At 33.5% G+C, this 8,509-nt stretch carries 13 protein-coding genes and 3 pseudogenes; 9 read left to right on the top strand and 7 right to left on the bottom strand.

Annotated features, from left to right (window positions below):
- Positions 1-136: 136 nt before the first annotated feature.
- The 3 genes from ACFWDE_RS28905 to ACFWDE_RS28895 all read right to left on the bottom strand — a co-directional run bounded on the left by ACFWDE_RS28905 (position 137) and on the right by ACFWDE_RS28895 (position 1,619).
- Positions 137-691: a PRK06770 family protein gene (locus tag ACFWDE_RS28905; RefSeq protein WP_377896196.1), complete on the bottom strand. Its 555-nt coding sequence runs from the start codon at positions 689-691 to the stop codon at positions 137-139.
- Between the two features lie 124 nt (positions 692-815).
- On the bottom strand, positions 816-1,181 hold the full coding sequence (locus tag ACFWDE_RS28900; RefSeq protein WP_377896195.1) for a hypothetical protein: 366 nt from the start codon (positions 1,179-1,181) through the stop codon (positions 816-818).
- A gap of 231 nt (positions 1,182-1,412) precedes the next feature.
- A complete protein-coding gene (locus ACFWDE_RS28895) occupies positions 1,413-1,619 on the bottom strand; it encodes a hypothetical protein (RefSeq protein WP_377896194.1) in 207 nt (68 codons plus the stop codon).
- A gap of 55 nt (positions 1,620-1,674) precedes the next feature.
- Between ACFWDE_RS28895 and ACFWDE_RS28890 the strand changes: the two are divergent.
- The 6 genes and pseudogenes from ACFWDE_RS28890 to dut form a co-directional block, all read left to right on the top strand.
- Positions 1,675-2,045 (top strand): annotated as a pseudogene (locus ACFWDE_RS28890) (P-loop NTPase family protein); the annotation flags it as partial.
- Between the two features lie 12 nt (positions 2,046-2,057).
- A complete protein-coding gene (locus tag ACFWDE_RS28885; protein ID WP_377896193.1) occupies positions 2,058-2,321 on the top strand; it encodes a hypothetical protein in 264 nt (87 codons plus the stop codon).
- The gene (locus tag ACFWDE_RS28880; RefSeq protein WP_377896192.1) at positions 2,236-2,523 is read left to right on the top strand and encodes a helix-turn-helix domain-containing protein; all 288 of its coding nucleotides are present in this window, start codon (positions 2,236-2,238) and stop codon (positions 2,521-2,523) included. Before ACFWDE_RS28885 ends, ACFWDE_RS28880 begins: the two co-directional genes overlap by 86 nt.
- Positions 2,520-2,783, top strand: a complete 264-nt coding sequence (locus tag ACFWDE_RS28875) for a hypothetical protein (protein ID WP_377896191.1) — start codon at positions 2,520-2,522, stop codon at positions 2,781-2,783. Before ACFWDE_RS28880 ends, ACFWDE_RS28875 begins: the two co-directional genes overlap by 4 nt.
- A 117-nt stretch (positions 2,784-2,900) precedes the next feature.
- Entirely contained in the window at positions 2,901-3,047 is a 147-nt protein-coding gene (locus ACFWDE_RS28870; protein WP_377896190.1) for a Fur-regulated basic protein FbpA, read from the top strand.
- Positions 3,025-3,471, top strand: a complete 447-nt coding sequence (gene dut, locus ACFWDE_RS28865) for a dUTP diphosphatase (RefSeq protein WP_377896189.1) — start codon at positions 3,025-3,027, stop codon at positions 3,469-3,471. The genes ACFWDE_RS28870 and dut overlap by 23 nt, the downstream gene beginning before the upstream one ends.
- Before the next feature lie 299 nt (positions 3,472-3,770).
- On the opposite strand, the gene ACFWDE_RS28860 is transcribed toward dut, so the two are convergent.
- A complete protein-coding gene (locus tag ACFWDE_RS28860; RefSeq protein ID WP_377896188.1) occupies positions 3,771-4,559 on the bottom strand; it encodes a sulfotransferase family 2 domain-containing protein in 789 nt (262 codons plus the stop codon).
- A 197-nt stretch (positions 4,560-4,756) separates the two neighbouring features.
- A complete protein-coding gene (locus ACFWDE_RS28855; RefSeq protein ID WP_377896187.1) occupies positions 4,757-5,212 on the bottom strand; it encodes a MarR family winged helix-turn-helix transcriptional regulator in 456 nt (151 codons plus the stop codon).
- 400 nt (positions 5,213-5,612) lie between these two features.
- On the opposite strand from ACFWDE_RS28855, the gene ACFWDE_RS28850 reads away from it, so the two are divergent.
- Both ACFWDE_RS28850 and ACFWDE_RS28845 read left to right on the top strand, forming a co-directional pair.
- Positions 5,613-5,816: a hypothetical protein gene (locus tag ACFWDE_RS28850; RefSeq protein ID WP_377896186.1), complete on the top strand. Its 204-nt coding sequence runs from the start codon at positions 5,613-5,615 to the stop codon at positions 5,814-5,816.
- Positions 5,817-6,237: 421 nt separating this feature from the next.
- Positions 6,238-6,432, top strand: coding sequence for a hypothetical protein (locus ACFWDE_RS28845; protein WP_080017270.1), 195 nt, complete (start codon positions 6,238-6,240; stop codon positions 6,430-6,432).
- Positions 6,433-6,638: 206 nt separating this feature from the next.
- Here the strand turns inward: ACFWDE_RS28845 and ACFWDE_RS28840 are convergent.
- Together ACFWDE_RS28840 and ACFWDE_RS28835 are read right to left on the bottom strand one after the other, a co-directional pair.
- A pseudogene (locus tag ACFWDE_RS28840) lies at positions 6,639-6,821 on the bottom strand (IS6 family transposase); the annotation flags it as partial.
- Between the two features lie 252 nt (positions 6,822-7,073).
- Complete coding sequence (locus tag ACFWDE_RS28835; protein ID WP_377896185.1) at positions 7,074-7,496, bottom strand: bleomycin resistance protein; 423 nt, start codon at positions 7,494-7,496, stop codon at positions 7,074-7,076.
- Between the two features lie 827 nt (positions 7,497-8,323).
- Here ACFWDE_RS28835 and ACFWDE_RS28830 point away from each other — a divergent pair.
- Positions 8,324-8,509: pseudogene (locus ACFWDE_RS28830) on the top strand (hypothetical protein); the annotation flags it as partial.

Below are 8,509 nucleotides of genomic sequence, written 5' to 3'. Positions count from 1 at the left end.
GAAATAGTTATAGGTAGAAAAAAAAGACACCCTAAGGTGCCTTCCTCCGACTTGAGAATCACATCTATGTATTGAAGAAATTTAGAAAAGATAAATACAAAAGTGGGTGCTTCTAACTATAATTTATAGATGTTTATTAAAGATCTCCTGATTTATGTAGAGCGGCCGTTACTTCATCACCGAAAGTATTTAAAGAGAATGCTTGCTCTTCTATTGGATCCATTTTTGTAGCTTCACCTATCTTGCCTTCTTGAAGTTCCCAGAAATAGTTATGTTCTTCTACGATTTTACTAAAATCTCTATTTACCCATCTTTCAGTAATTGCTAATAGTTCTTCTTTGTTCTTAAAATCGTTTTGGTTTAGAATGCTTCTTACTTTTTCTGCATTCTTTTTAGACATAGGAGTTGCTCCCCGTCTGTCATTTGCTTTTACTTTTTGATGAGTCATGCTATGCATTGCTGAAATAACTTCTTCTTCAGTAGAACTTTTTGTGATGTGAAGTTGTGCATTTGAACCTTCAATTTCTGCTTCATTCGATGGTGGTGCTTCTTTATAATCAGACTCTGCAAAAGCATGCTTCTCACTACCCATTGGTACTTCAGCAAACTGTAACATTCCATAAGTCATACCAGCTGCAAGTACTATTACCCCTATAATAGATCCTAGCCAATACGTTAGCTTCTTGTCCATATTCACTTCCCCTATCTACATTTTAATAGTTCATATAAATAATATTATATCGAATCCCCTTTTTATGGATATAAAATTTTACCATGTTAAGTTGTTTTGTTCATTGAGAAATATGATTCAATGCTTAATCCTTTAATTCCGCTTGTAGAATAAAGTTATCTTTTATTCCGCCTTTAAATGTATATGTTATTCCATTTCTCTTATACGTTTTAGTGAATTGCTTGTTAAATGCATCTTTATCACTAAGACCAAGTTCTTGTTTAACTAAATAACGTTCTGAATAATTTAATGAGTCATCTATTGTTTCAATTAATAATAAGAATGCGAATTCAAAGTCTTTATGTTCTAATAAATAAGCGTCAGTAGTCATACCGAGTGTGGCTTTTTCAATATATTTGTCCTTGTCTGTTGTTAAGAATATAACGATATTATCGGACAAGTTAATAACTGTTCTTCCATCTTCTAAAATATCTGTTGAATTAATTTTCAAATTCGTTTTTCTTCCCATTTCCTTAAAAGCTTGATTTATTCTATTTTTATATTCATCAATTGTTGCTTTTTTAACTTTAGTTTCATCTTAAATCTTAATTTCTTTTTTGGATTACTCTTCTAGTTGATTCTTATTCTGATCTTTATCATTAGGTTTTTCTTCTTCAACGTTACCTTGCTGTTTATTTTCTTTCTCTACATGTTTTGAAGTGCCTTCTTTCTGTTTCTCTTCTTATTTTACCTCTACAGTAGCAGTTTTTGTTTCCTTATCTTTAACTTCTTCTTTGGGAGAAAGGTAATAAAAAACTATGGTCAACATAAAACAAACTACACCAGAAATGAAATACTTTCCTTTACTTTGATAGTTCTTTGAAGCTTTGCTCATAAGTACAAAAGAAGCGATAGTGGCTACAAAGAATATGGCTAATAATACTCGCATGTAATTACCTCTTTCAGATTATAAAATGTAAGATTTCTGAAACAAGCATAACAAATCCATTGTCTTCGTTACAGTTGGTGAATTACTACGGAAGATTAAAAGTACGTTCAATAAAGATTCCTCCTTAACTGAGGATTCAATCTTTCGAACATTGGTACGAGCAGATGTATTGATAGTTGATGATTTAGGAGCCGAGTTAGGGGCTTTAGATGCCAATACAAAAGCGACAAACTTCATTAATAGGGTGTTATTCGATGTTTTCGATGGTCGCCAAGGTAAATCTACTATATCTTCACTACAAATCTTACAGGCGAGCGTTTAGAGGGTGCATATGACGAACGAATTGTATCACGTATCTTCAATAACTTTAGAGCGATTGTTTTCAAAGATACAAAGGATTATAGAAGAAAAGCATTACCATTCTAAGGGGGAATTAAGATGTGTGCATGTGAAGGAACTGGAGTAATCAGAAACGATATGGGAACGGGTATGTATCAATTTGCACCATGTATTTGCGCAACAGGTAATCACAGCCGAGAAGAATCGGATAGAAGACGTCATGCCGTTATGGCGGAACTAAGAGAAATTCATCAATTACAACTGGAGGGGAAATGGGATGCCGAGACTTGGGACGGATTTGGAAAAGGAGAATTACACAATCGCAGCACAGCAAAGGAAGTACATGAAGAAATCGCGTCGTGACATGTATGTAGCGTTAGAAGATTTGGACTTGTTATTCAATGAGAGTGAAGTGATTCGATTCCAAGAAATGTGGGAAGAAGATAAAAGTTTCATTGAAATTGCAGTAGAGATGGGAAGACATCAATTAGAAATCGCAGAATTAATCATGGACCAGGCGGATAAGAACAAGATTAAATTTTGTCCAATGGGGTTAGGGGCATGAAACAACTAACACTTGAGGATGTAGTAGGAAGTTTTGATTATACCGCAACAAGTACAGCGGAAAAGTTCTTGAAGCGTAATAGCGTTATGACGTACTCAATAGAGTTTTACGACAAGGACGACAAATGGAAGCTTTGTTGGTTTGAAGCGAAGTCAGAGAGCGAAGCCGAAGGAATGGCTAAAGATAAATATGGACGGATCCAAATTATTAACACTTATATCTCGGATAGAACCTTAGAGGAAATAATGAACCTGGATTAGGAGGTATACCGTTATGACGAATAGATGGTTGGAAAAAGAAGAGTACGAAAAGGCAGTGATAACACCTATAAGGAAGTACAAAAGGATATATAAGAGGAAAAGCAGCTAGGAGGAAACATGGAACAAGACGTTTTAATGAACAAATTAATCGATAATCACATATTCAAGCTACCAGATGGGCGCGACCTCTTTGAGGGGAGTTGCGAGGAACTGGCACTACTATTAAAAGGGGCGGGTATGAATGAATTTAAGAGTGAAGATTAAGAGATTGAAAGATGTAGAGCTTCCACGATATGCGAAACCTGGTGATAGTGGGTTCGATTTGGTAGCGGCAGAGGACACAATTATTTGGCCGGGCGGGACAAAGGTCGTGAAAACTGGACTAGCTTTTGAGATTCCACCAGGATACGAATTGCAAGTGAGACCGCGTAGCGGTATGACGCGTAATACAAAGTTAAGAGTTGTTCTTGGAACGGTGGACAGTGGGTATCGTGGAGAGGTCGGAGTACTAGTTGATAATACTGAAGTACCTAAAGCAGACAATATGCAAGCTCATGTGATTGAAAGAGGGACTCGTGTTGCTCAAGGTGTCATAGCGCCAGTGGAAACAGCTCATTTTGTTGAGGCAGACGAGTTCTCAGAGTCAGAAAGAGGAAAATTCGGTTCTGGGTCTACAGGGATGAAATAAAAAAGACTAGGATTTCTCCTAGCAAAGAGTTATGTCGTACAGAAAGGTACAAACCTGATGTCTGCGATTTCATTATATAACGTTTCTAGGGTGGAAGGATTGAATCATAGCAATCTTTACGTAACTTTTACATGTGATTGAAGTATTTGATTAAAACAAAATTTGAATTTTATTGAAAAAGAGCACTATTAGAATAGTGCCCGACTTCAATTTGCAGGAGTGTTATGAGGAAACTTAAGTAGGTGGCTTAGGTTTCTCTGTAATAATTATGAATCTGTGATTAGAAAAATGCCTATATTTTAAAGTGGATTTAGGGGGTATTTGTATATGGTGAAATCTTTGTTAAAAATGTCTTCAACTAATTGAATAGTTTCGGAGTCATAAAAACTACCATATGTTAGGAGTCTTGGAAATGAAGAATCTGTAATGTCAACATCTGCGAAGTCCCCTTTAAAGATGGTGCTTTTACTTTGATGATGCCATGACTTAGTTAATACATCTAAAGGGGACTTCTTTAGACCATATATATTTTCTAAATTTGAAATTTCAGAAGAGAAATTTTCAAGGTAAATATAGTTGGTAACAAATTCTTCTTCATCTGGAACATATTGTTGCGCATAGTGTGGATTCACAGCATCTAAATTTTTCATATGTGCTTTTAAGTAATATAAGAAAAGTTTAAAGGAGATTTTTTTATTACAGTTTTCATCATGATATAAAAAGTGTCTAATTGGCTTCCACTCTGGATGTTTGATGTGTGGTGGGGGGATTAGTGAGAGAAATGAACTTACTGCTCTTTTATAGGGGTTTCTTACAAGTTTATAAGTGTGCTTTTCTTTTAATTGTAATTCAGTAGCCACTTGTATGAAGTATGGAACTGAATTCTTATAAATATCGTATTCATAGTTATGAATAAATGAGTTGTATTTAATGGCTTCTTTAAATAATCCAATTTGGTAAAAGAACCAATGTGCTAATGAAGTGCAGCCACCTTTTTGGCTCCAGAAAAAGACCAAGGGAAAATCAGCGTTAAAGTGAGGCATACGTCCATGTTTAACCATGATGTCATAAATATTTGTGGTGGTCATTCGTATCCTCCGTTCATTTTTCTTTAAGCTCCTCTTAATATATGGAGGAATTACTTCATATATGAAAATGGGTAGTGGGGCTTACATGTATTTTTATAAAAGCGTTATTTTAAATAAAAGAACAGTTAGCAAAAGCTAACTGTTCGGTTCTTTGGAAAATAAGAATTAGAACTTGTGTTTAAAATGGTTTACATCAATTAACGAAATTGCTGTAGAGAGATTAATAAATCTTTATGAATACGCAATAATGTTTGAACATCATCTTCTTGAAGCTGTTGTAGTGCTAGTTCCATTGCTTTGTAGGAAGTAGAGTTTTTAATGGATTTTTTCGATGCTTCTTGTCCTTGGTTTGTTACTTTTAATTTTATTTCTCTACGATCTTCATCTGATTGTTTTCGCTCGATAAACTCTAGATTAACTAATTCATCTACATTCACACTCACTGTACTTTTAGGAACTGAAAGACGTTCTGAAATCTCTTTGAGAGTAATATTAGGGATTGCATAAATTGTATTTAAGATACCCATTTGTTGTACTGTTAATCCTAAACTGGAAGCGTTTTGATGTGTGAACTTTATAATTTCTTTGTTTATTGTTACAAATGACTGGACAACTTCTCCTGCTTGTTTGAAACTTAGATTTTTTAAACTCATAATACTCATTTCCTTTCTTTCTTACTTGCTTAGTTTAACACGGAACAGTTCAACGTTGAACTATTTACTTTTAAACTAATTCAGAAAAGAAATCAATATACGTTATTAATAGAGAACTTAATAAAAATTTCATTTTGTAGAAATAAAAACCCTAGGAAACTAGGGTAATGGTATAACAGCTCAATATATTTTACTCTTTTATATCCTAACGTAATATTACGTTAAAAACATCAGGGAAATGTAACCAATTGCAGAAAATAAGAGCAGCTAGCAAAAGCTAACTGCTCAGTCTGGAAGGAAGTCTCAATCAGTACGGTTACACATAAGAGATTTCCGGCTGTTAAACAGCCTATCAATAGTATTGACGGAATATTGAGTTTTATTAAGGGGGTAGAGGGAAATGGCTAAAGTCAAAATAGTAGAAGGACAGGAAATATTCGTTACGTATTTAGGTGGCGGGCATTCAAAGTCAGAACCTAACTTGAAGAAATGGATTGTAGTTAAATCGAATGGCACAAGCTTTTACGCTATGCCAGAAGACTCTGATTGGAGCCCTAGAAGATTTAGTCAAGTAGCGGATTTGGCGCTGGTGACGGCGAAATAATTACTGAAGTGTATAAGTGCCCATGCGAAAAAGGAAAAGTTACATACCAAAAAGATGATATACCAGGTTTTAAGTCGACCGATATTTTTTGTGATTGTAAAGAATATCATTTTAATATGTGGTCTTCTATTATTATATTTAGTGTTGTATTTATTTCGGGTTTCTCGTACGCGTTGAAGAAGGGGCCAGATATATTTATTAATGATTAAACCAATAGCAATTATCGTAGGCGCTGCCGTGATCTGGGTGGCGTCTTGTTTGTTGTTAAGGGATGATAATTGGTGAAATAGACTTGCAATTTGAAGAGTAAATACGAATATTATTATTCTAAAATGCAAAATATAGATTAGTAAACAAGCTGTTTTTGTTTTTTAGCATAGAATATGATGAATCCTAGAGTTGAGAGGAGGTAATCATATTTATGGGATGTAATTGTAATTTCAGACATTGCAGAGATTGTAATAGATTTTGGGATGATTTAATGTTTTGCAGACGCAGACATAGAGATTGTGATGACCGTCGTTGTAGACGTGACCGTGACTGCGATTGTGATGAATGTCGTCGCAGACGTAATCATGATCGTGACTGTGATCGCGATAATCGTCGAGATTGGTAAATTCCTTTGAATGAGTGTGCTTCTTCACAGCACTCTTTTTTTGTTTATGGGTTTTCTAAATTAATACGTATTAAATACGAAGAATGTAGTTGCAATTCGATTTAAGGTCTAACAAAACAAACGAACACAACGAACGAAAATAAATGTCCTGTTTGTCTGTCTAAAAGTTGAGATAATTGGACATTTTTATTTTTCTTCTTCTTCTAAATTTGATAGATAAGGTTTCCGTATCCATGAACCCAGCACATGATAGTTGTTGGGTGAACTGAGATTCCACGTTCTTTTAAAATTTTAGAGACATCACGATAACTTAAAGAAAAAAGACAGTAGTAGCCAACGGCTACCAAAATAATATCTTTCTTGAACTGTTTTCCTTTAAAATATCGTATTTGTGTTTCTCCTTACTCTTTTTTTTAGTGTTCAGTGACAATAAAGTTGTTTAATTTTAGTCTAAGAAATGTAATAACCACCTACTAAAATTAACTTGTAGGTGGTTTTAAAGTTATTTAAAACTAAATTTACTTGTTGTAGCCTGTAATTTATAAAAATAATAAAGTTGGTTAATTCTTCTTCAACTAATGCCCCTTATTGAAAAAAGTAGCTTGCTCCATTTACTAAATTTTCATCCTGTCTTACATAGCTTAATCTGCCTCAACATCTTTTTCACCTAAATTTTGAACAAATCTTAATAGATAACCATCAGGGTCCATAATTAAAAATTCTTTTTGCCCCTTTAATTTAGTATCAGCTCTATACCAATTCTCTTGAATATCAAATTTAATTGGATACTCGTTCTTTTTCAAACTATCATATAGTGGATCAATATCATTTATGATAATTTGAAAATTAATTCCTCTTCCGTAGGGATAAGCTAACTCCCCAGTACTCCAATGACCATTTACTTCTTCAATCATAATCTGGCAGTCATTTAAAGACAGTAAAGCAAACTTATCCTCTGGTCTTTGATATTCAATTTTAAACAGGAGAATTTCCGAATAGAAATTTAAACTTTTCTCGATATCTGAAACCGATAGCTCTGGTATTAATGCATTGAGTTTGTGCAAAAATGCTTCCCCCTTTGCTTAAGTTATTGATTATTATAACACTTACTATAAATTCTTCTTCCATTAAACTACTTCGTTAGTCCTATAAGAAGTAAACAACTTTATTATTTTTTAAAGGACTTTATTATAAATTAAACAACTTTATTATCTCTACACATTTAGAGTGTAGTCTCATTTAGAAAGCTTTGCAACAGCACCGATTTCGGTTCATCAAACGGTACGACTTTATTTCAAATCCACATTTTTAATGCTTTTTTGATTATATTTGCTTGTGCTGCGGAAAAGAAGAAAGAATAATCCTCTTTGCCACTTAGTTAAATTTTCATCTAAATCAATTACACTACCATCTTTATCATGCTTTTTAATAAGCTGGTTGATTTTTTGTTTACCAACTTTGATGTTTTCATCAAGAATATAATCTTTTGGAGGGTGTTCTTTATTTTACAGTAATTTTGCCAATGATTTTAAAACATGTAATAAGGATTGCTCCTATAATTTAAAGGTTTTTGCTACGACTTCCATTGCAATCTTTGTGTTATCATCTATAGTCACCATTTGCATACTAACTTCTTTATGAAATATTTAACATATTATGCCATTAAACTGGAAAAGATGGTATGATTTTGAGGAGGGAATATTGAGGTTTTAGCAAAGGGCAAGCTACGGGTTTGGCATGCCAAACCCCAAAAACGTTGTTTTTGACTTGGTAGGAGATTCCTACGACCTTTACAAATATATAAGCGATTTTTTCAAAATCACTTATATATTTGTTGTCGCTTCGCTCGATAAATTGCTTAATAAATTTAAGTATCAGGAGGAAATAAAATATGGTTAGAACTAACACTTATTTTCAAATGAGATTAACCGAAAATGATAAAGAATACATTAAAAATAAATCTGAAGAGTTGGGCTATAAAAATGTTTCAGCATTTCTAGTTGCTAGTGCAAAATCATTTTTCAAACTTGAAGTGGATATGAAAGCTTATAGAGATTTAACTAAAGAAATAAATTAT

The sequence above is a fragment of the Bacillus sp. NPDC060175 genome, from assembly GCF_042728695.1.
GTDB lineage: Bacteria > Bacillota > Bacilli > Bacillales > Bacillaceae_G > Bacillus_A.
This window is presented reverse-complemented; position numbering and strand designations above follow the sequence as displayed.

Coding starts and splice junctions, on each gene's coding strand:
- ACFWDE_RS28895 (WP_377896194.1), bottom strand. CDS start 1,619: ATGCGAGTATTATTAGCCATATTCTTTGTAGCCACTATCGCTTCTTTT.
- ACFWDE_RS28845 (WP_080017270.1), top strand. CDS start 6,238: ATGGGATGTAATTGTAATTTCAGACATTGCAGAGATTGTAATAGATTT.
- ACFWDE_RS28905 (WP_377896196.1), bottom strand. CDS start 691: ATGGACAAGAAGCTAACGTATTGGCTAGGATCTATTATAGGGGTAATA.
- ACFWDE_RS28885 (WP_377896193.1), top strand. CDS start 2,058: ATGTGTGCATGTGAAGGAACTGGAGTAATCAGAAACGATATGGGAACG.
- ACFWDE_RS28855 (WP_377896187.1), bottom strand. CDS start 5,212: ATGAGTTTAAAAAATCTAAGTTTCAAACAAGCAGGAGAAGTTGTCCAG.
- ACFWDE_RS28875 (WP_377896191.1), top strand. CDS start 2,520: ATGAAACAACTAACACTTGAGGATGTAGTAGGAAGTTTTGATTATACC.
- ACFWDE_RS28870 (WP_377896190.1), top strand. CDS start 2,901: ATGGAACAAGACGTTTTAATGAACAAATTAATCGATAATCACATATTC.
- ACFWDE_RS28880 (WP_377896192.1), top strand. CDS start 2,236: ATGCCGAGACTTGGGACGGATTTGGAAAAGGAGAATTACACAATCGCA.
- dut (WP_377896189.1), top strand. CDS start 3,025: ATGAATTTAAGAGTGAAGATTAAGAGATTGAAAGATGTAGAGCTTCCA.
- ACFWDE_RS28860 (WP_377896188.1), bottom strand. CDS start 4,559: ATGACCACCACAAATATTTATGACATCATGGTTAAACATGGACGTATG.
- ACFWDE_RS28850 (WP_377896186.1), top strand. CDS start 5,613: ATGGCTAAAGTCAAAATAGTAGAAGGACAGGAAATATTCGTTACGTAT.